General features: G+C 66.6%; 19 protein-coding genes. 5 read left to right on the top strand and 14 right to left on the bottom strand.

Annotated features, from left to right (window positions below; translation table 11 throughout):
* Positions 1 to 16: 16 nt before the first annotated feature.
* From Rhe02_RS27965 to Rhe02_RS27935, 7 genes are all read right to left on the bottom strand, one after another.
* A complete protein-coding gene (locus Rhe02_RS27965; protein WP_203911356.1) occupies positions 17 to 1,495 on the bottom strand; it encodes an MFS transporter in 1,479 nt (492 codons plus the stop codon).
* A 15-nt stretch (positions 1,496 to 1,510) separates the two neighbouring features.
* A complete protein-coding gene (locus Rhe02_RS27960) occupies positions 1,511 to 2,629 on the bottom strand; it encodes an aminopeptidase P family protein (protein ID WP_203911355.1) in 1,119 nt (372 codons plus the stop codon).
* Positions 2,629 to 3,978, bottom strand: a complete 1,350-nt coding sequence (locus tag Rhe02_RS27955; protein WP_239124084.1) for a dipeptidase — start codon at positions 3,976 to 3,978, stop codon at positions 2,629 to 2,631. The genes Rhe02_RS27960 and Rhe02_RS27955 overlap by 1 nt, the downstream gene beginning before the upstream one ends.
* Positions 3,975 to 4,448 carry a hypothetical protein gene (locus Rhe02_RS27950; protein WP_203911354.1) on the bottom strand — a complete coding sequence of 158 codons (474 nt, stop codon included), beginning with the start codon at positions 4,446 to 4,448 and terminating at the stop codon, positions 3,975 to 3,977. Before Rhe02_RS27950 ends, Rhe02_RS27955 begins: the two co-directional genes overlap by 4 nt.
* 12 nt (positions 4,449 to 4,460) lie before the next feature.
* Positions 4,461 to 5,930, bottom strand: coding sequence for a glutamate/gamma-aminobutyrate antiporter GadC (gadC, locus tag Rhe02_RS27945; protein WP_239124083.1), 1,470 nt, complete (start codon positions 5,928 to 5,930; stop codon positions 4,461 to 4,463).
* A 127-nt stretch (positions 5,931 to 6,057) separates the two neighbouring features.
* Positions 6,058 to 7,575, bottom strand: coding sequence for an Nramp family divalent metal transporter (locus tag Rhe02_RS27940; RefSeq protein ID WP_203911353.1), 1,518 nt, complete (start codon positions 7,573 to 7,575; stop codon positions 6,058 to 6,060).
* 68 nt (positions 7,576 to 7,643) lie between these two features.
* Complete coding sequence (locus tag Rhe02_RS27935; protein WP_203911364.1) at positions 7,644 to 7,823, bottom strand: hypothetical protein; 180 nt, start codon at positions 7,821 to 7,823, stop codon at positions 7,644 to 7,646.
* An 84-nt stretch (positions 7,824 to 7,907) separates the two neighbouring features.
* On the opposite strand from Rhe02_RS27935, the gene Rhe02_RS27930 reads away from it, so the two are divergent.
* Together Rhe02_RS27930 and ybiA are read left to right on the top strand one after the other, a co-directional pair.
* Complete coding sequence (locus Rhe02_RS27930; RefSeq protein WP_203911352.1) at positions 7,908 to 8,468, top strand: hypothetical protein; 561 nt, start codon at positions 7,908 to 7,910, stop codon at positions 8,466 to 8,468.
* 41 nt (positions 8,469 to 8,509) lie between these two features.
* Complete coding sequence (gene ybiA, locus Rhe02_RS27925; protein WP_203911351.1) at positions 8,510 to 9,067, top strand: riboflavin biosynthesis intermediates N-glycosidase; 558 nt, start codon at positions 8,510 to 8,512, stop codon at positions 9,065 to 9,067.
* An 8-nt stretch (positions 9,068 to 9,075) separates the two neighbouring features.
* Here the strand turns inward: ybiA and Rhe02_RS27920 are convergent, their stop codons facing one another.
* Positions 9,076 to 9,885: a metallophosphoesterase family protein gene (locus Rhe02_RS27920; protein ID WP_203911350.1), complete on the bottom strand. Its 810-nt coding sequence runs from the start codon at positions 9,883 to 9,885 to the stop codon at positions 9,076 to 9,078.
* 173 nt (positions 9,886 to 10,058) lie between these two features.
* Between Rhe02_RS27920 and Rhe02_RS50055 the strand changes: the two genes are divergently transcribed.
* Positions 10,059 to 11,456 (top strand): peptidoglycan DD-metalloendopeptidase family protein, encoded by a 1,398-nt coding sequence (locus Rhe02_RS50055; RefSeq protein ID WP_239124082.1) that lies wholly within the window; start codon positions 10,059 to 10,061, stop codon positions 11,454 to 11,456.
* A gap of 268 nt (positions 11,457 to 11,724) precedes the next feature.
* Here the strand turns inward: Rhe02_RS50055 and Rhe02_RS27910 are convergent, their stop codons facing one another.
* The 3 genes from Rhe02_RS27910 to Rhe02_RS27900 are packed head-to-tail and all read right to left on the bottom strand — an operon-like array spanning position 11,725 to position 14,045.
* Complete coding sequence (locus tag Rhe02_RS27910; RefSeq protein ID WP_203911349.1) at positions 11,725 to 12,294, bottom strand: hypothetical protein; 570 nt, start codon at positions 12,292 to 12,294, stop codon at positions 11,725 to 11,727.
* A 9-nt stretch (positions 12,295 to 12,303) separates the two neighbouring features.
* Positions 12,304 to 13,152, bottom strand: a complete 849-nt coding sequence (locus Rhe02_RS27905; RefSeq protein WP_203911348.1) for an ABC transporter permease — start codon at positions 13,150 to 13,152, stop codon at positions 12,304 to 12,306.
* Complete coding sequence (locus Rhe02_RS27900; RefSeq protein ID WP_239124081.1) at positions 13,149 to 14,045, bottom strand: ABC transporter ATP-binding protein; 897 nt, start codon at positions 14,043 to 14,045, stop codon at positions 13,149 to 13,151. The genes Rhe02_RS27905 and Rhe02_RS27900 overlap by 4 nt, the downstream gene beginning before the upstream one ends.
* Before the next feature lie 161 nt (positions 14,046 to 14,206).
* Here Rhe02_RS27900 and Rhe02_RS27895 point away from each other — a divergent pair, with 161 nt between their 5' ends.
* Both Rhe02_RS27895 and Rhe02_RS27890 read left to right on the top strand, forming a co-directional pair.
* Positions 14,207 to 15,181 (top strand): helix-turn-helix domain-containing protein, encoded by a 975-nt coding sequence (locus tag Rhe02_RS27895; protein ID WP_203911347.1) that lies wholly within the window; start codon positions 14,207 to 14,209, stop codon positions 15,179 to 15,181.
* A gap of 272 nt (positions 15,182 to 15,453) precedes the next feature.
* Positions 15,454 to 16,800: a cytochrome P450 gene (locus Rhe02_RS27890; protein ID WP_203911346.1), complete on the top strand. Its 1,347-nt coding sequence runs from the start codon at positions 15,454 to 15,456 to the stop codon at positions 16,798 to 16,800.
* On the opposite strand, the gene Rhe02_RS27885 is transcribed toward Rhe02_RS27890, so the two are convergent.
* From Rhe02_RS27885 to Rhe02_RS27875, 3 genes are all read right to left on the bottom strand, one after another.
* Positions 16,797 to 17,720, bottom strand: coding sequence for a hypothetical protein (locus tag Rhe02_RS27885; protein ID WP_203911345.1), 924 nt, complete (start codon positions 17,718 to 17,720; stop codon positions 16,797 to 16,799). The two genes, Rhe02_RS27890 and Rhe02_RS27885, sit on opposite strands and share 4 nt — an antisense overlap.
* Before the next feature lie 72 nt (positions 17,721 to 17,792).
* Positions 17,793 to 18,242 (bottom strand): hypothetical protein, encoded by a 450-nt coding sequence (locus Rhe02_RS27880; protein ID WP_203911344.1) that lies wholly within the window; start codon positions 18,240 to 18,242, stop codon positions 17,793 to 17,795.
* A 148-nt stretch (positions 18,243 to 18,390) separates the two neighbouring features.
* Complete coding sequence (locus Rhe02_RS27875) at positions 18,391 to 18,987, bottom strand: GNAT family N-acetyltransferase (RefSeq protein ID WP_239124080.1); 597 nt, start codon at positions 18,985 to 18,987, stop codon at positions 18,391 to 18,393.
* Positions 18,988 to 19,056 lie beyond the last annotated feature (69 nt).

Raw genomic sequence — 19,056 nt, 5'->3', positions numbered from 1 at the left:
CGGCAGCCCGGCGGGCTCAACGCTTTCCCGCAGACGCCGGGCCTGCCACGGGCAGGGTGTGGCTGGTGCTGGCGGCGGCCGCTGCGAAGTGCAGGGTTTCGGGCTTGGGGGGCTTGCCCGCGACGAGCCGGGCCAGGCCGATGCTGAGGGCCGAGATGATCGCCAGCGCGATGGAGGCCCGGGACAGACCCGCGGCCAGGGCGTCGCCCATCGGCTCGCCGGCGTCCAGCCGGTTGGTGCTGACCGCGGTGTACACGGCCGCGACGAGCGCGGTCATCACCGCCGCGCCCACATAGCGGGCCATGTTGGAGATGCCCGACGCGGCGCCCACCTGGTCGGCCGGGACGCAGGTGGTCGAGACCGACGAAGCCGGCCCGTTCTGCAGGCTCATCCCGACAGCGATGCCCACCAGCGGGAGCACGAACACGCCGTACGCCCACGACGACTTGGCGAACCCGAGCGCGGCGAAGGCCACCGCCATGATGACGAACCCGGCCGCCACCGTCTTGCGCAGGCCCACCTTGCCGACGATGGGGGTGATCAGCGGGGCGAGGATGACGGCCGCGGCGGTCACCGGCAGGGTGGCCAGGCCCGCATCCATCGCGCTCATGTTCAGGGTGGCCGGGTTCTGGAAGTAGAGGCTGACCGCGTACATGATGCCGTTGATGGCGCCCGAGCCGACCAGGATCGACAGCGTCGCGCCGACCAGGACGGTGTTGCGCAACAGCGCCAGGTCGATCAGCGGGGCCTTGACCCGGCGCTCGACGAAGACGAATCCGACGGCCGCCGCGATGGAGATCAGGAAGCAGCCTATGGTCTTGACCGACAGCCAGCCCCAGGTCGAGCCCTCGGTGAGACCGAAAATGATCGGGGCGAGAACCACCGCCACCAGAATCGTTCCCGCGTAGTCGATCGACTTGGAGCGGTGGGGGTCCTTGGACTCGCCGACGGTGATGAGCGTCAGCGGAACACACGCCGCCGCGATGGCCGCGTCGATCCAGAACAGGCCCTGCCATCCGGTGGTGTCCACCAGGACGCCGCCGACCAGCGGCCCAGCCGCGGCGCCGACCGCCGAGGCCGCCCCCCACAGCGACACCGCGCGCAGCCGCGCCTTGCCCTCGTTGGCCACCGAGATCAGGCTCATGCCGCAGGCGAGGATGGTCGACCCCGCCGCGCCCTGGATGCAGCGGCCCGCGATCACCCCTTCTCCGCTTTGGGCAAGCGCAATCAGTACACAGGAAACAATGAACAGAAGAAGGCCGGCGAGGAAAACCTTGCGCCGCCCGAAAATGTCGCCGAGCGCGCCTGCGGTGACGATCACGGCCGCGCCGACCAGGCTGTAGCCGGTGACCGCCCATTGCAGCGTGGAGACCGGGGTGCCGGTGTCCGCGCTGATCGCCGGGAGCAGGATGGTCACCGCTGAGGTGTTGGCGTTGACCACAAGCGCCGAGATGGACGTCGCAAGCAGCACACCGGTGGCGGATCGACCGGACATCAGATTCCTCCGCCCCTAGGTGACAAGCTTCATTCGATGGTCGGTGTTGTTGAGACGCTTTGCCTGGGTCGCGGTGACGGTCACGATGTCCTCGATGCGCACCCCGAACCGGCCCGGCAGGTAGACCCCGGGCTCGATGGAGAAACACATTCCGGGGACGAGTGTTTGGGTTTCGCCCTCCACCAGGTAGGGCGGCTCGTGGGTGGTGACCCCGATGCCGTGTCCGGTGCGGTGGATGAAGTATTCGCCGTAACCCGCGTCGGTGATGACCCGGCGCGCCACCCGATCGATCTCCTGGCAGGTCACCCCGGGACGGACGGCCTCGAACGCAGTTTGCTGCGCCTCGCGTACCACATCGTGCACCCGGCGCACCTCATCGGACGGATCCTGTCCAACGTGGACAGTGCGGGTGGTGTCCGAGCCATAGCCGTCTTTGAGCCCGCCGAAGTCCAGCACCACGGTGTCACCGGTCTCGATGGTCCGCTCCCCCGCCTCATGATGCGGGTTGGCGCCGTTGGGCCCCGACCCGACGACGGTGAAGTCCACCTGTTCGTGGCCATGTTCCTGAAGCAGGCGAGCCAGGTCGGCGGCGACTTCGGTCTCCTTGCGCCCGGCGAACCTGACCGACAGGATCTGCTCATACGTGGCATCCGCCGCGGCTCCGGCGGCGGCGAGCCGGTCGAGCTCATGGTCGTCCTTGACCGCGCGCAGCATCGGCATGGCGTCGGTCAGCGCCGAAAACTGAAGCCGGGGAAGGGCTCTGAGTAGACCGAGCAGATGCAGAGCCCAGGCCGAGTCGGCGATACCGTAGTGGCCGTTGGGATCCAGCAGCGGCGCGGTCGCGTCGTAGGGATCGCTGCCGTCGGTCCATTCGGCGAATTCCAGCGCGGGCGCACCCACGGCCGCCTGAGCGTCGGGCCGCTCCAGCTTGGGCACCATGAGCTTGGGCGCGTGGCCGGCCGCGAGCACCAGCACGGTCATGCGCTCGGTGATGGCGGTCGGCTGGTACCCGGTGAGCCACACCAGATCCGGGCCAGGTGTCACCAGAACGCCGGCCAGGCCCGACTGCGCCGCGTCGTCGGCCGCGCGTTTCATCCTGGCGGCGTAGTCCTGCGCCGTGAACGCGGCCGGCATCAGCGCGGCCCGACCTTGGCGTAGTTCTGCAGGAACAACGCTTCCACCAGCGCCATGTGCTCGATTTCGCTGGGCGCCACGCTCTCGTTCGGCGCGTGCATCAGGGTCAGCGGTTCCTCGACCCCCATCAGGATGATCTCGGCGTCGGGATACGCATCGGCGAAAACGTTGCACAGCGGGATGGAGCCACCCTGCCCGAGCGTGGTGTAGCCCTTGCCGTAGGCGTCGGCCATCGCCTGGTCGAGCGCCTGATAGGCGGGCCCGCCGGTCTTGGCGCGGAAGGGCGAGCCGGAGGCCTCCCTTTCGATCGAAACCTTGACGTTCCACGGCGCGGCCGCTTCGAGGTGGGCGATCAGCGCGTCCTGCGCCTTGATCGGATCCATTCCCGGCGGGACCCGCAGGTTGATCCGAGCGCTGGCGCGAGGCTGGATGGCCGCGGCGGAGCCGACCACGGGCGGGCAGTCGATTCCCAGTACGGTCACGGCCGGCCGTGCCCACAGCATGTCCGACACACTGCCGCCGCCCAAAAGGTCCACGCCGTCAAGCACATTGGCGTCCTTGCGGAAGATGGCCGGATCGTAGGCGACGCCGTCCCAGGTCTGGGTATTGTCCAGCCCCTTGACCGTGGTGTTGCCTTCCTTGTCGCGCAGGGTCGCGAGCATGTGGATCAGCGCGGCCAGGGCATCGGGCGCCGCACCACCGAACATGCCGGAATGCATCTCCGAGGAAAGCGCGTCCACGGTCACTATGACATTGGCCAGGCCGCGCAGGCTCGCCGTCACCGCGGGCACGCCGACGGCCGCGTTGCCGGTGTCGCACACCAGGATCGCGTCGGCGCGCAGCTGCTCGATGTGTTTGGGCACGAAGTCTTCCAGGCCCCCGGTGCCCTGCTCCTCGGAACCCTCGACGATGAGCTTCAGCGAGACCGGCACGTCACCCTGCAGCGCCCGCAACGCGGTCAGGTGCATGAGGATGTTGCCTTTGCAGTCCGCCGTTCCCCTGCCGTACCAGCGCCCGTCGACCTCGGTCATGGTGAAAGGTGGTGTGCGCCATGCCTTCTCGTCCAGCGGCGGCTGCACATCATAGTGCGCGTAGAGCAGAACGGTGGGGGCCCCGGGCGGTCCGGGCCGCTCGCCGTAGACCGCCTTGCTGCCGTCGGCGGTCGGCTCCAGGCGCAGGTTTTCGAACCCGACATCGGCGAACCGGTCCAGAACCCATTGCGCCGCGTTGGCGCACTCCTGCGGCGGATACTGCCGCTCATCGGCCACGGATGCCATCGCGACAAGCTCGGCAAGGTCGGTCTTCACCTGTGGCATCAACGCTGACACCCGATCGGCGAGGCTGGTCACGGCGTCTGCTCCCGGATGGTATCGGCGATCTTCAGGTCCGCGACGTTCTCGAGGAACTCGGGCAGCTTGTCCGGGCAATAGATGGCCAGCACCAGCCCCGCGCCGGTCACCACCTGACGCGGCGTGTAGACCGTCCGCATTCCCGGACCGCCCGCGCCGTTGGTGGACACTCCATAGTGGACAGCCCGGCCGATCGCGCCTTCTGGGTCTTGGCAAACCACCTCACCGTCCTCGCCCAGGACGTTGGCGATCTGATCGATGCTGGGCGCGGGCAGCCCCGCCTTGGTCAGCGCCTGCTGCAACTGGGCCGCTTTGGCCTGCGCGCTCGCGGTGGCCCTGTTGTGCCGCCGCGCCACCAGCGCGGCGACGAGCAGGACCAGGATGACGCCACCAACAATCCAGTAGGTCAATCTGCGGCGGCGGTGCGGATCCTTGAACTCCACCGGTTCGGACTTCGTCGTTTCAACCATCGTTCGCCCCCCTCAATCGATAGCTGCGGTGGTGGCCGGGTCTGCGGTCTTCCAGCTCGGTTTGCGGAACCTGTAGAACAGGAACGGAATCAGCAGCCCGACGATGACCAGTCCGCTGCCGACGATCAGCACATAGGTCAGCGTGCTGCTGCCGCCGAACTGCGATGAGGGCACGAAGCCGATGATCATCGCAGCGAGCGAGGCAAGCCAGCCGACCACGCAGACCAGTAGCAGGGCCGGCGTCTTGAATCCGCGCGGATGGTTGGGCTGATTACGCCGCAGCTTCACCGCAGCGATGAACATCAGCAGGTAGACCACCAGATACACCTGGGTGGTGATGACCGACAGGATCCAGTAGGCACTGGAGACGTCCGGGATGAAGGCGTAGAGCAGGGCGATGACGGTCGTCACCGCGCCCTGCGCGACCAGGATGTTCTGCTGGACGCCGTGTTTGTTCAGCTTCTGCAGGAACGGTGGCAGGTAGCCGTACTGGCGCGAGACGAGCAGCAAACCCTTGGACGGGCCTGCCAGCCAGGTCAGCATGCCGGCCAGCGAGGCGACCACGAGCATGATGCCGATGATGGGGGTCATCCAGTTCAGGCTGAACTCGCTGAACACCGCATCGAAAGCCTGCATCACGCCGGAGGTGAGGCCGATCTGGTCGGCCGGCACCACCCAGGCGATCGCCAGCGCGGGCAGGATGAAGATGAGCAGCACCAGCCCCATCGCGAGGAACATCGCCTTCGGGAACTCCTTGGGCGGCTTGCGCAGCGACGACACGTGCACCGCGTTCATCTCCATGCCGGAGTAGGACAGGAAGTTGTTCACGATGAGCACCAGGCTCGAAATACCGGCCCACACGGGCAGCAGGTTCGAGGTGGTCATCGGCGCGGCCGACGGGTTGCCCTCGCCGAGGAAGACCATTCCGAGAATGACCAGCAGCGCGCCGGGGACCAGGGTGCCGATGATCAGGCCCATGCTGGACAGGCCCGCCACCGATTTGGTTCCCTGCGAAGAGATGTAGACGCCGGCCCAGAAGCAGACCATGATGACGGCCGCGGTCCACAGACCACTGGAGGCCAGCGCCGGGTTGAACACGTAGGCGAGGGTCGACGCCACGTACCCGAGAAGGCTTGGATAGTAGAAAATCGTCATGGCGAACTGGCACCACACGGCGAGGAAGCCCATCGGCGCGGAAATGCCTTCGCTGACCCACTTGTAGACGCCGCCGTTCCAGCCCGACGCGAGCTCGGCCGAAACCAGCGACGTGGGCACGAGGAACACGATCGCCGGTAGCAGATAGAGGAAGATGGCTGCCAAACCGTAGATAGCCATCGATGGGGCCGGCCGCAGGCTCGCCACCGAGGCCGTGGTCATCAGCGCCAGCGTGGTCCATGAGATGTAGCTGATCGCCGGAGCTTTAGTTTTCGCCGCGGGCACAGCCGCGGCGGGTTTGTCGGCCGGAACATCCATCGCACTCATTGCGCCCCCCGGCACGGTCACGTGGACTTTCTGGACCGACCATAGCGGGGATATTTACGCATAGGTGCCGATTCGCTCAAAAGCGGCGACCCCGCCATCGAGGACGGAGCCGCCGCTGCGCGGTTGCCTAGAAGGTCACCAACGGGTCACCGAAGAAGTCGGAGATGAAGTTGATGAAGAAGAAGCCGAAGAAGAGCACATTGGCCAGAAGCAGCACGGTGTGCCACGGCCTCGGGCGAGCCACCTTGGGCAGCTGCCGGTTGAGGTAGATCAACAAGAACGGGAAGATCAGCGCGCCGAGGTTCGACATGTTCGCCGACCACTGCACCAGGTTCACGGGCAGAGCCAGGTGCAGAATGATCGAAATCGCGACCAGCAGCACCAGCATGAACGGGTAGTAGAACTTTCGCGGATCGCCGTCGAGCAGGCGGCGCAGCCGCGGGCTGTTGGCATGCGAGGCGTCGGTGGTCACCCGCACCATAGCCTCGAAGATGCCCAGCTGCGTGCTGAACAGGATCAGCACACCGATAATCAAGGCGGCGTAGAACAACCCACGGCCGTATTCGGCGTCGAGTGCGGAAGCGACGAACGTGGGCACATTCGCTGTCGTCGGCTTCTTGCCGGAAAGCTCGACCGCGCGGGCCATCAGGATGGTAGGCAGCAGCATGCCCAGCATCGCTCCGATGAAGAAGATGCCCCACTGGTCGGCCAGCAGCAGCCTGTACCAGCGGCGCCAGCGCCCGGCATTGGCCGCGTCATCGCCGAAGGTGACACCGCTGTCGCGCAGCCCGGAGGACTCGCCGCGCAGGCCCGAGATGAACCCTGTCCGGTAGCCCATCCCGTAACCCTTGTCGCGGTAGTGGCCCATCACGTACCAGTTGAGGCCGGACGCCAGGGCGGTGAAGCCGGCGAGCGCGCCAAGCTGGGTGGCGGTGATCCCCGCGGGCGGGGCGGCCGGGGTGAAGAATCCCCGAATGCCTTCCCACCACAGATCGAACGGGACGATGAACAGGTCGATGGCGAGCAGCCCGATCAGAATGGCGCCGACCATCACCCAGTTCGCCAGCTCGAGTGAGCGGCTGATCCGCTTCGCGAACAGGGTCATCAGGAACACCAGCACCAGCAGGGCGATCGCCCACAGGCGCGGCTCCTCCGCTCCGCTGGGCGCGATCGAGCCGTGCACCAGGGCGTAAACGCCCTGCCCCGCGGACGCGGCCCAGCCTCCCGCGATGAACGCGAAAATGATGATGAAGACCCCGAACGGGGCCCAGAGCAGGTAGCCGGGCGGCACCCGCCCCCAGCCGACGACCGGCGCTTCCCCGGTCGCCATGACATACCTTGAGATCTCGACGTTATAGAACGTCTGGAGCACGGCCGAGACCAGGATGATCCATCCCACCCCGACGAAACCGTACTGGCCCACCGCCTGCGGCCCGAGCAACCACTCGCCGCTGCCGATGGAGATACCCAGCGCGATGAGGCTGGGGCCGAGCGCGTACATGAACAGCTGACGGGCACCGAGCCGGGAAACCTTGAACACTTCCTCGGGCTCGGGCAGGTCCTCGACGGTCAGCGGGGGACGGCTGACGCCCAGCTGGCGAGAGGGTCCTTCCAGCTGTTGGGTGCGTACATCGATCTGATCCATGAGCACCTCCTTTAAGAGATCCCCCCGGAACGTCAATCATGTTCCTCGATGCCCCGATCAATCAAGCACTAGTTATAACGTTCTACCCAATACAGCTGTTTGTGCCCCCGAGCCTCCATTTCGGCCGCTTGCGTCAGCGCCACCGCCTGCTCGGCGTGATGAGCCACGATGTAACGGTTGCCGTTGTCGTCCTGCCGCCACACAGTCCACTTCGGAATATCCCGGTTTTCCTGCGTCGATGGGTCCATGAGGCCATGCTCCCACGACGTCCGGCCACCTTGCTCCCGCGCTGACTACCGGCCGGTTCTCCGGGTAGGCTATCGTCCGCGATCATGAGTGAGTTCAGTGTCACTGTCGTGCGACTGGATGCCTTGTCGGACAGGCAAATCCAGCACATCGCCGCGACCATCACCACCAAGTTGCTTGAGTTGAAGGTGATCGCGCTCAACAATCGCTTCAACGAGCTGTGGCAGCCGAGCGCGTGGATGGTGGGCGCCGAGTTCGGCAGCGTGGTGGTCGACGTTCCATGGGCCGACTCGGTTCAGGCCACTGCGAACAGCGGCGTGGACATCACCACCACCCGCGAGGTGCACCATCCCGCCGGCAACGACGAGGAGCCGCGGTGCCGGCAGTGCCGCGCCAGCGCACCGACGGACTACACCACCTTCTACGACGACTGGGTGCAGATCTGGCTCGACGAGTCCACCGAGCCGGTTTTCACCTGTACCTGCGGGTGGGACGCACCCATCGGCGACTGGGAGGGCGAGTTCAGCGTCGCGGTGGGCGCTCCCGCCATAACGTTTCACAACTGGCCGGACCTGACGCCCGACTTCCTTCATGAGCTACAGCGCCTGCTCGGCGGCCGCACCGCCGTCGTGCGCACCCACCTATAACGTGGTGGCCAGCGCACTCCATAACGGGCACACTGGCAGCCATGCTCGCAAGCTCCGTCGCCGACCTGCTCAGCGTCACCAAAGGTGGCACGAGGGTCAAATACCTCATGTTCTGGGGCCACCGGCCGCGATCCGACGGCAGCATCGGCGCTGAGTGCCTGAGCCAATGGTGGCCCTCGCCTTTCGAAGTGCAGGGGCAGAGCTTCGCGACGGCAGAGCACTGGATGATGTGGAGCAAAGCGGTTCTCTTCAAGGACTTTGCGGCCGCCGACCGGATCCTTGCCGTGTCGCATCCCAACGAAGCGAAGACCCTCGGCCGTGAGGTCAAGGGATTCGACAACGCCACCTGGGAGGCGCAGCGCTTTCAGATCGTGGTCGCCGGAAGCGTCGCCAAGTTCGGTCAACACCAAAGACTTAAATACTTTTTGCTGGGTACCGGAGACAGAGTGCTCGTGGAAGCCAGCCCCGTGGACCAGATCTGGGGCATCGGCCTGGCCGCCGACGACGCCAGAGCGCTCGACCCGGCCCAGTGGCGCGGCCTGAACCTGCTCGGCTTCGCGCTCATGCAGGCCCGAGCCGCGCTGCGCGAGGCGAGCTGAGCGCCGGCTCAGGAGGCCGGCGCGAGAACCCGTGGCCGCCGGTGGTAGCCCGGGCCCTCGGGCAGGCCCATCTCGCCCCGGTAGATGCCGTGCCGCAGCTCCGACACGTACTCGTCCCACGCGGGCATGCCCACCGCCCGGGCGAAGGCCAGCTCCGCCTCCACGTCGTAGGGGACGCGCACGAACTGGATGGAGAAAGGCGACTCCTCAAGCGAGTCAAGGACTCCCTCCAAGATCACGTAGATCGGGGTCGGGTCGTCCATGCAGTTGCCCACGCTTCCGGTGTTGAACAGCGTGCGCCTCTCCCGATCGACCTCGTAGTACGGGTCGTGCGTATCGCCGTAACCGACCACATTCGGCTCCGGCCCGTCGCCGGTCAGCGGCGTGTTGCGGAACATGGACAGGAACTCCTCCTCGTCGTGGTCGAACCGCACCCGCTTGTGCACGGTGCCCGACGACGCGTGATAGAGCCGGACCCGCCGCCCGCTCATGACGAAGTCGTAGCTGAAGGGCAAGGCGCGCAGCCACTCCCCCTGACCCGGCGACAGCTGGGCCAGCCACCAGGCCAGCGCCTCATTGTCGTAGGTGCGGGTGGGATCGGGCAGGAAGTCGTCCCAGTTGCCGAGCAGGTTGACCTCGCACCGCGCTTGGCACACGTCGATGACCTCACGTCCGCGCGGCCCTTTGCCCACGTAGTCCCCCAGATTGAAAATCCGGGTGATGCCACGGGCATCGATGTCGGCCAGGACCGCCTCAAGCGCGGTCAGGTTGCCGTGCACGTCGGAGATAAGCGCCACGCGGTCAAGTAATCTGCCCATCGCCCGATCGTATTGGCGCGCCGGGCATCGCGCCGCCCCGCATCCTCCCCCTCCTCGAAATCGGGTGCCGGCACCGCCTGTGAGCTGCGCGCAGAGCTGCCGCATAGGAAACGAGCAGCCGCCTGCACGAGGGTGAAGGGCAAGTCCCAGCCCGACAAACCGAGGAGCTTATCGTGTCCCTGAAACCATTGGCACGTCTCATCGCGGTGAGCCTCGCCGCGCTCACCATCGCCGCGGCGCCGCAACCGGGCAACGCGGCCGGGCCACGGCCCCTGTTCCAGCTCCCCTTCGCCTGCGGCGAAACCTGGACGCTGGCCACCTACCGCGGTCACGACGACTACGACATCGACATGACCGCCACCTCCGGCGTGTCAGAGAACCGGCCGATCCTGGCCTCCTACGGTGGCACCGTTGGTTTCGCCGGCTACGACACCGGCGGCGGGAACATGGTGCGCATCAACCACGGCAATGGCTGGCAGACCATTTACCTGCACATGATCGCTCCAGCCATCGTCAGCACCGGCCAAACCGTGGTGCAGGGCCAGCAGCTGGGCCGGGTCGGTCACACCGGTGCGAACAGCTCCACGACCAACCACCTGCATTTCGAGGAGCTCGCGGACGGCAACAAGACCGAGTCGTACTTCAACGGGGTCCCGTCCGGCATCCGCTCAGACGGCGACCCCGACACAGGCCCGCTCTACATCAGCGGACCCATCTCGCCGGCAGTCAATGTGACCAGCAGAAACTGCGGCAGCGGCGCACCCACCGGCATGCTGCGCGACCTCACCCTCGACGGGCTGCCGGACCTGCTGACCCGGGAAGCCTCGACCGGCAACCTGCGGGTGTATCCGCACACCGGCAACGTCAACGCCCCGTTCACCGGCAGCGGCAATGTCGTGGGCAACGGTTACGGCGGCATGGATTCGCTCAGCCTCGCCGATCTCACCCTCGATGGACGCGCGGACCTGCTGACCCGGGTGGCCGCCAACGGCGAACTGCGGCTGTGGGCCCACACCGGAATCCCCAGCGCCCCCTTCACCGGCAATGGAACCGTCGTGGGATCCGACTTCAGCCAGATGGACTCGATCAACCTCGCCGACGTGAACTGGGACGGCCGCACCGATCTCGTCGTCCGCGTTGCCAGCACCGGTGACCTGCGTGTCTACTACCACACCGGAAATCCGGCGGCACCGTTCACCGGCACCGGCACCCTGATCGGCACCGGGTACGAGACCATGAACTCCATCAACGTCGGCGACCTCACCCTGGACGGCTTTGTGGACCTGCTCGTGCGGGTGGCCGCCACCGGACAGCTCAAGCTCTACCCCCACACCACGAACGTCAACGCCCCCTACACCGGCAGCGGCATCGTCATCGGCGACAGCGGGTTCGGGTCGATGACCGCCATCAACCTCAGCGACCTCAACCTGGACGGCAAAACCGATCTGCTGGTCCGCACCGCCGCCGGCGATCTGAGGCTCTACCCGCACACCGGCAATGTCAGCGCTCCGTTCACCGGCAGCGGCATTCTCGTGGGCACCGGCTACGGCCCCATGACCGACATCGACTAACACCCCCGATCAGGTTGGCCGCCTGCCCGCCAGGCGGCCAACCGGGCCCGCCCATCGCAGCGCGGCCAACCGGGCCGCCCCATCGCAGCGCGGCCAACCAGGCCCGCCCCATCGCAGCGCGGCCAACCAGGCCCGCACATCGCGGCGCGGCCAACCAGGCCCGCACATCGCGGCGCGGCCAACCAGGCCCGCACATCGCGGCGCGCGGCCAGCGCGGCACGCGGCCAGCGCGGCACGCGGCGGCGGCATTCAGCGACGCCGCCGGAGGCTATGCCCGTCCTGAAGCCTGTAGCAGGTCGCGCCAGGGCGGGCCGTCCATCGTCAATGCCCGCCATCCCGGCGCGACCGTCCACATCGGCCATTGGTGCGTATGCTCCCGCAACGCCGCACAGATCTCGGCGGACGGCTCGAACGCCACGCCGAGCCCGGTGCACACATCGTGCGTATGCAGGATCAGCTCCAAGGCACCTCTGGCCGCGAAGTCCTGCGGGCCGCGGACGGCAAGCTGTGGCCGGGTCCAGATCACGGCCCTGGCCTCGGGCTCCGCGGCCAGCACGACCGCCTCCAGCACCCGCACCGCTGTCGCCACAGCCTCGATGTACTGGTGGGGTGCGGCTTGGTCGCCGAGGGTGCTCACCCCGTATTCCGGGTAGCTTTCCAGCCGCCGGGACGCCAGAAAGATCGCTGGCGCGAAGACGGTGTCGACCGCGTGGTCAGCCGTTCTGGCACAGCTCCACTCCAGGCTTCCGGCTCGCGCAGTCCAATCGCTTTCCGCTCCGCTGCGCCACGCATCGCCGACCTCGGATCCCAGTCTCACCAGGTGCTCGGGTGTGAACATCAGTTGAGGCTAGCCGATCCGCTGCAGAGCTTTCTGCCTGCGTTGGGCCACGGATGATCCCGACTCCTTGCGCGCCATGCGGCGCAGCAGGGCAGGGGCTAAGAGCAACCCGAGCACGGCCCAGATCCCAAGCACCCCAACGGTTTCCAGGTGCCGCCAGGACTCGCCGATCTCCACGCTGACCATGCTTTCCGGCAGCAATGCAGAGCGCATGCCCAGGCCCAGCCAGTAGATCGGAAAGGCTTGGCCGATCCACTGCACCCAGTGCGGCAGGACCGTTATCGGGTAGAAGATTCCCGAGATCGCGATCAGCCCGAGGATGGGAAGTGTCAACAGGCCCTGACTGCGCGCGCTGGTGAAGACCGAGCCCAGCACCGCGCCGACGGGCAGTGTCGCGACCAGCCCGAGCGCGAGTACCCAGGCCAGGGTGAGCCACGACTTCACGTTGCCCGCCGCGAGGCCTGGCACGAGAAACAGTGCCGGGATGAGGAAGATCGCGAGATCCACGATCAGGCCTCCCGACACCGAGATGATCTTTCCGATCAGGTAGCTCGGCATGCCGTACGGGGTTGCCTTGGCTCGCAATAACGTTCCGTCTTCACGGTCGGCGGTGAGCAGCTGGCTCATGCTGACCATCGCCATCGCCGTGTTCATGCCCAGAATGCTCGGCAGCACAAGGGTGCCGAGCTTGAATCCGGTCTGTCCAAAGGAGACATCGCGCATGAAGTAGAGCGTTATAAGCATCAGGGTCGGCCAGAAGAAGTGATTGAAGAGGTCCCCGGCGTTGGTGAGCGACTGGCGCAGCTCGATGACACCGCGGGCCCAGCCCGCGCGCAGCGCCACGGTGTGAGGTCTCATCTGGCCACCTCTTCTGCTATGCGGCCGGATTCGGCCTGCCGTACCAAGGAAAGATAGGTGTCCTCCAAAGAGGCCCGGCGCACCTCGAGGTCGGCGATCGACTCGCCGTGTCGCTGGAACAGCTCGAAAACGAACCGGGTGGACTGCGCCGTCGGCTGGGTAAAACGTTCTCCGTCAAGGGTCCAGCGCACCTCGTCCTGACCGGCTATGCGCTCGGCCAGCTGTTCGGCCGTGCCGTCGGCGACCACCCTTCCGCCGCTGAGAATAACGATGCGACTGGCCAGGTTGTCGGCCTCGCTCAGATCGTGGGTGGTCAGCAGGATCGTGGTACGGCCCTCGGCGGCCAGGGTGTGGACGAGATCGTGAAAGTCGCGCCTGGCCTCCGGGTCGAACCCGGCGGTCGGCTCATCGAGGAAAAGAAGCTCGGGGCGGCCGACAATGCCAATAGCCACATCGAGTCTGCGCCGCTGCCCGCCCGAGAGCATCCTGATCTTCTTGGTCGCGTGCGCGGTCAGCCCGACCGCGGCGAGAAGCTCGTCCGGATCCCACGGCCGGGTCTCACCCGCGTAGTAGGAAGCGAGATGGGCCAACAGCTCGCGCACTCCCCACTTGCCGTGGTCGCGCCAGGATTGCAGAACTATCCCCACCCGCGCGCGCCAATGGTCCGGCCCGTGCGCCGGATCGATGCCCAGCACTTCCACCTTTCCTGCCGATCGCGTCCGGAACCCCTCCAGGATCTCAATCGTGGTGGTCTTGCCGGCCCCGTTCGGCCCCAAAATGGCCAGCACCTCACCGCGTCGAGCCTGAAACGTCACGTCATGCAGGACATCGCTGGCCCCGTAGCGCATACGCAGGCCCTCGACGTCGAGTACGTAGCCCTCATGTTCAAACATTCGTGAAGGCTACGTTGCGTTTCATAATGCGTCAACATTGATTCGCTTGTATTGCAATGATTATGCCGCCTAATGCAACGGCCGTTGCGATCTATCGTTGCAATGTGGTGACGGTGAATGCATACTGATCGCAAGCAATCCACCAGCTGGAGGGGGCATTGATGCCCGGAGGCAGGCTCACCCCGCAGGACCGCGAGCGCATCGCCTCTGGTCTGGCCGCCGGGCTCGGCTACGCCGAGATCGCCCGGCAGCTCGGCCGTCCCACCTCCACCGTCAGCCGCGAGGTCGACCGCAACGGCGGGCACAGCGGCTACCGGGCCGACCATGCCCAGCAAGCCACCGGCGCGCGGGCCCGTCGCGGCAAGCCCGGCGCACCGCGCGCGACGCCGGCCGCATCCGATGGCCACGGCCGCGACCCGTCCGTGGTGGGCGAATTCGCCGAGCAGTTCGCCACGGTCATGGTGCAGACGGGAGTCCCGCGCATGGCCGCCCGCGTGCTCGCCTGCCTGGTGACGACGGACTCCGGCGCCATGACCGCCGCCGAGCTGGTCCAACGCCTACAGGTGAGCCCGGCATCCATTTCCAAAGCTGTGGGGTACCTCGAAAACCTCGACCTGCTCCAGCGCGAGCCCGACTCCAGCAGCCGTCGCGAGCGCTATTTCATCGACGATGACATGTGGCTGCGTACCTGGCTGACAAGCGCCCGGACAAACGCGATCCTCGCCGAAACGGCCACCCGCGGAGCCCAGATCCTCGATGCCGCCACACCTGCCGGCGCCCGGCTGGAATACATGAGCCGTTTCTTCACCACCCTCAACGACGACATGACCGGCGGCCCCGACGTAGAACGTTTCACCGACACGCTGACCGTGCTCGCCGCGCTCCTGCACGTGCACACTCCACTCACGACACTGCAGCTCGCCACCGCCCTGAGCTGGCCGCCCGCCCGCGTGGCCGACGCCCTGCACACCGCGCAGCAGCACCCCGACCTGTGCGAGCCCGCTGTCCTCAGGCAAACGCAGCCCGACAGTTACACGGTCGACGCCAAGCCGTCCTGGCTCACCACCGCGCAACGGCAAGCCTTGGCCCATCACCGGCCAGCGGCCTTACCGGCGTGCGCAGTAGGCGCGACCTAGCCACTACGAGCCCCGTTTCCGTGACAACGAACGCCGCACTGCCGAGCGCAAACCCGTCCGCGGCGGTCCGAGGTGACCCGCATGTAACATCCCGGCGCGCCACCCCTCTTCGTGCGATCTTGCGAGCCGACCCGGTCATGCCGCGTCGTTTATCCGCCGGGCGATGCGAGCCGTCCATCGCTGCGAGGAAGTCGATCACCTTATTGACCTGCGGCTGCGGCCGCGATCATGCTTCGTGATCACGGCTGTAGCCTCCAGATTGGACTCTCGGCATGCGCACAGGTGTCGTCCGCAAAGCCCGCATGCCGCGACGCCTGCCGCTGTTGGGCCACGCGGTGAGCTTCGCCCGGGATCCGCTGGCGTTCATCTCCACGATGCGGCACGCCGGTGACGTCGTGAAGATTCGTGTTGGTACCCAAGACCTTTACCTCATCTACAAGCCGGCGCTGGTGCGTCAGGTGCTCACCGATGCGACGACGTTCGTGCGCGGCATCCAGGCCGAGCGAACAAAGGTTCTTCTCGGCAACGGTTTGGTCAGTTCCGACGGCGACTTCCACCTTCGCAACCGGCGTCTCGTGCAGCCGGCCTTCCATCGGCAGCGCATCGCCGGGTACGCCGACGTCATGCGCGAGGAAGCCGAAGCGATGGTCGCACGATGGCGCGAAGGCGGGCAGATCGCCGCGGACGACGAGGTCATGCAAGTAGGACTGCGGGTGGTGGGTAAGACCCTGTTCTCCAACGCGTTTGGCGTGGAGGCCGTCGACGAGGTGGTCCGGTCGGTGCCGCTGGTGCTCGACGGTGTGGGCCGCCGGGCACTCGACCCCACCGGTCTGCTCCAGAAGCTTCCCACCGCCGGCAACCGCGAATTCAACACGACCCTGCAACGGCTACGCGACGTGGTCGACCGAATCATCGCGGAATATCGCGCCTCCAACACCGACCACGGTGACATGGTCTCGATGCTGCTGCGCGCCACCGACGCCGAGACCGGCGAACAGCTCACCGACCTGCAGATCCGCGACGAGGTGATCACCATGCTCGCCGCCGGCACCGACACCACCGCCAACACCTTGTCCTGGATCCTGCACGTGCTCGGGGAACGCGCCGACCTGGAGGCACGGTTGCACGCTGAGGTCGACTCGGTGGTGGGCGACCGGCCCGTCACCCTCGCCGATGTGCCCAAGCTGGAATTCGTCCGCCGGCTGATCAGCGAGGCGCTGCGGCTCTACCCGCAAGCCTGGGTGCTGGCCCGCACCACCACCGTGCCGGTCCGCCTGGGCGACACCGCATTGCCCGCCGGGACATCGATGCTGCTTCCCATCTACGCTTTACAGCGCGACCCCGCGGTGTTCCCCGACCCCACCACCTTCGACCCGGACCGGTGGGATCCCGAGCGAACCAACCAGGCGATGAAACCCTCGTTCCTGCCCTTCGGCGCGGGGCGGCACCAGTGCGTCGGCGAGGCGTTCGCCTGGACCGAAGCCGCCATCACGTTGGCTGTCATCGCCCGACATTGGCGGCTGTGCCCGGTACCCGGCAAAAGTGTGGAAATCAACTCGCTGGCCACGCTGCGGCCCACCCAGCTGCCGATGACCACCCACCTGCGGAACACTGTCTAATCTGGAACGATGTGTGCGGCCCTGGCCGCCGCCTGTTCCCATTGCAGCTTGATCTGGGTGAGTTCGTCGAGGTGAAGCTGGATCGCCGCGTTCTCGTAGCCGGATTCGACGGTGAACCAGACGCCGATCACATTGGTGCGCTGCTTACATCGCACGTCGTCGACGGCAGTGCGGATCTCGGCGGCGCTCGGGTCCGCCGCCCGAAGCCACTCGGGATGATCGCCGCCAGCATCCAGCGGCGAGGAATACTTGTAGCCCAACTGTTTCATGCATTCCGACCACGCCGCGACCACCGCCACCACCCGTGGATCGGCCTTCGACCGCTCCCACATGCCGACCGTGATGGTGTCCGCCAAGCGGGTCGGATCGATGTCGTCCACGCCCAGCGTCAGACGGCGTGCCTGCGCCGTGCACCCACCCACCGGAATCGGCTTTCCCTGATAGGTACCGGATGGATCGCCGCCCAACACCAGCCGCTCTGCTTGCGAGAGAACAGCTTCGGGCCGCGACTCGCCTGCCTTGCGGGAGTTTGCGGGCAGGTGATAGCCGCGTTGTTGGGCCGTCGGCAAGTCCGACACGCCATAGAGCCGGTCGACCTGGTTGGGCGCCGGTAGGTGGGCGGTGCCGGTGGCCCACCCGAATCCGAATTGGCTCATACATTCCGCGGTCTTCAGGCGGACAGCGTCGGCGATGACGTTCCGCTGGGCCTCGCTCGGCCGGTACTCTTCGGTCGGCAAGTTAAGACCGCGCACGGTGTCGAGTGTCGGCACCGCCGACACCGATGGTGCGCTCACCGGGATCAGAGTGTCCGCGGCCGGTGGTGTCTTCGCGGGAGCGGAAGCGGCGGAGCATCCGGCCACCGACGAGATGGCTAGAGCGGCCAGCGCCAAGGCTGCCCGTTGGCGGGGAACAGAAGTCATCGGAATCCCTCACGTGCCAGCGATGATGAGAAGTGCGGGCGCGCCGCCGCGTCGGTGACGCGCCCTTCAGGCCTAGTCGCCGTAGCAGATTTCCGTGTCGGAGGATCGAATGTTGTTCAGCAGAACCCCAAGCTGCGAACCGGCGCGTTCCCAGCCCGGCTCGCCGTACTGGGCAAGAACCAGGTTGGGACCGGCGTAGTTGGCGTTGTACCAGATCCTGATCCGGCAGAAGAGCTCGTAGTTGCGGTTCGAGCCGTTGTTGTTGCCAATACGCTGACCCTGGCCCGTGCCCGAGCTCTTGTAGGTGAAGCTCGTGCTCCCGCTGACGGGATAGTTGGACACATCACCGGAGATATTCGAATGCGACCCGTTGTAGGACTGCCCCCAATAGATGCAGTGACCGTTCTGGAATCCGCAGTTCGCGTCGACGGTGGCCGCCTGGGCGGGGGCCGCCGGAAGCAATGCGACGGAGATGAATGCCACCGCCGAGGTGATGGAGGCGAGGACGCTTTGTCGTCTCATCAAAAGACTCTGCTCCTTCATAGGGTGTGGATGGAGATGACGACCGGGGCGATGACCAGCTTGGCCGCGGCGGTTGATACACCAGCTATGTGCCGGCTATGCGCCCTGGATCATGCCCTCAGCCCCTCACCACAGGAGCAGCACTGGGTCAGGCGGGTGGCTCGTCGCCGCGGATGCGGGCGTGCAGATGCATGTCGTGCCGGCCGTCGGAATGCACCGCGTCACTTCGCTTGGTGCCCTCCAGCACGAAGCCGGACTTGAGGGCGACCCGGCAGGAGGCATGATTTCGGGTCGAATGAGCCAATTGCACGCGGTGGAAACCAGCCTCGCCCAGGGCCCAGCCGCTCACCGCGATCAGCGCCCGGGAGGCCACTGCGGCCCCGCGGGCCGCCGGAAGCACCCAATAGCCACACCCGGCCACACCATCATCGAAATTCATTGATCCCAGCGCTATCCGGCCCAGTACCTCACCGCCGCCCCGGGTCACCGCCCAATGCGCGCCCATCTCCTGCGCCCAATCCTGTCCATACCGCTCGAACCACGCATGGACCTGGTCTTCGGAGGCGGGTTGGCGAGTGTGCCAGTGCCGGATCTCAGGGTCCTGATAGGCGGCGAAGAAGACGGCCGCATCGTCCGGCGCCCAGGGCCGCAGGACCAGCCCTCCCGCCGCGGAAATCATCGGTTGCGGGCCGGCGGCCAGGCTTCCAGCTGGGATGGCGGGCGGCGTCGAAAGGTTGGCCTTCACACCTCATCCTCTCCCAACCGCGGCAGCCCGTCTATCCGAATTGGATAGACGAGCTGACGAGCATCGATC

Source organism: Rhizocola hellebori (assembly GCF_016862955.1).
In the GTDB taxonomy this organism is placed as follows: Bacteria; Actinomycetota; Actinomycetes; order Mycobacteriales; family Micromonosporaceae; genus Rhizocola; species Rhizocola hellebori.
This window is presented reverse-complemented; position numbering and strand designations above follow the sequence as displayed.

Excerpts from the sequence above, each read along its gene's own strand:
- Rhe02_RS27965 (WP_203911356.1), bottom strand. The coding sequence starts at position 1,495 with ATGTCCGGTCGATCCGCCACCGGTGTGCTGCTTGCGACGTCCATCTCG.
- Rhe02_RS27960 (WP_203911355.1), bottom strand. The coding sequence starts at position 2,629 with ATGCCGGCCGCGTTCACGGCGCAGGACTACGCCGCCAGGATGAAACGC.
- Rhe02_RS27950 (WP_203911354.1), bottom strand. The coding sequence starts at position 4,448 with ATGGTTGAAACGACGAAGTCCGAACCGGTGGAGTTCAAGGATCCGCAC.
- gadC (WP_239124083.1), bottom strand. The coding sequence starts at position 5,930 with ATGAGTGCGATGGATGTTCCGGCCGACAAACCCGCCGCGGCTGTGCCC.
- Rhe02_RS27940 (WP_203911353.1), bottom strand. The coding sequence starts at position 7,575 with ATGGATCAGATCGATGTACGCACCCAACAGCTGGAAGGACCCTCTCGC.
- Rhe02_RS27935 (WP_203911364.1), bottom strand. The coding sequence starts at position 7,823 with ATGGACCCATCGACGCAGGAAAACCGGGATATTCCGAAGTGGACTGTG.
- Rhe02_RS27930 (WP_203911352.1), top strand. The coding sequence starts at position 7,908 with ATGAGTGAGTTCAGTGTCACTGTCGTGCGACTGGATGCCTTGTCGGAC.
- ybiA (WP_203911351.1), top strand. The coding sequence starts at position 8,510 with ATGCTCGCAAGCTCCGTCGCCGACCTGCTCAGCGTCACCAAAGGTGGC.
- Rhe02_RS27920 (WP_203911350.1), bottom strand. The coding sequence starts at position 9,885 with ATGGGCAGATTACTTGACCGCGTGGCGCTTATCTCCGACGTGCACGGC.
- Rhe02_RS27910 (WP_203911349.1), bottom strand. The coding sequence starts at position 12,294 with ATGTTCACACCCGAGCACCTGGTGAGACTGGGATCCGAGGTCGGCGAT.
- Rhe02_RS27905 (WP_203911348.1), bottom strand. The coding sequence starts at position 13,152 with ATGAGACCTCACACCGTGGCGCTGCGCGCGGGCTGGGCCCGCGGTGTC.
- Rhe02_RS27900 (WP_239124081.1), bottom strand. The coding sequence starts at position 14,045 with ATGTTTGAACATGAGGGCTACGTACTCGACGTCGAGGGCCTGCGTATG.
- Rhe02_RS27895 (WP_203911347.1), top strand. The coding sequence starts at position 14,207 with ATGCCCGGAGGCAGGCTCACCCCGCAGGACCGCGAGCGCATCGCCTCT.
- Rhe02_RS27890 (WP_203911346.1), top strand. The coding sequence starts at position 15,454 with ATGCGCACAGGTGTCGTCCGCAAAGCCCGCATGCCGCGACGCCTGCCG.
- Rhe02_RS27885 (WP_203911345.1), bottom strand. The coding sequence starts at position 17,720 with ATGACTTCTGTTCCCCGCCAACGGGCAGCCTTGGCGCTGGCCGCTCTA.
- Rhe02_RS27880 (WP_203911344.1), bottom strand. The coding sequence starts at position 18,242 with ATGAGACGACAAAGCGTCCTCGCCTCCATCACCTCGGCGGTGGCATTC.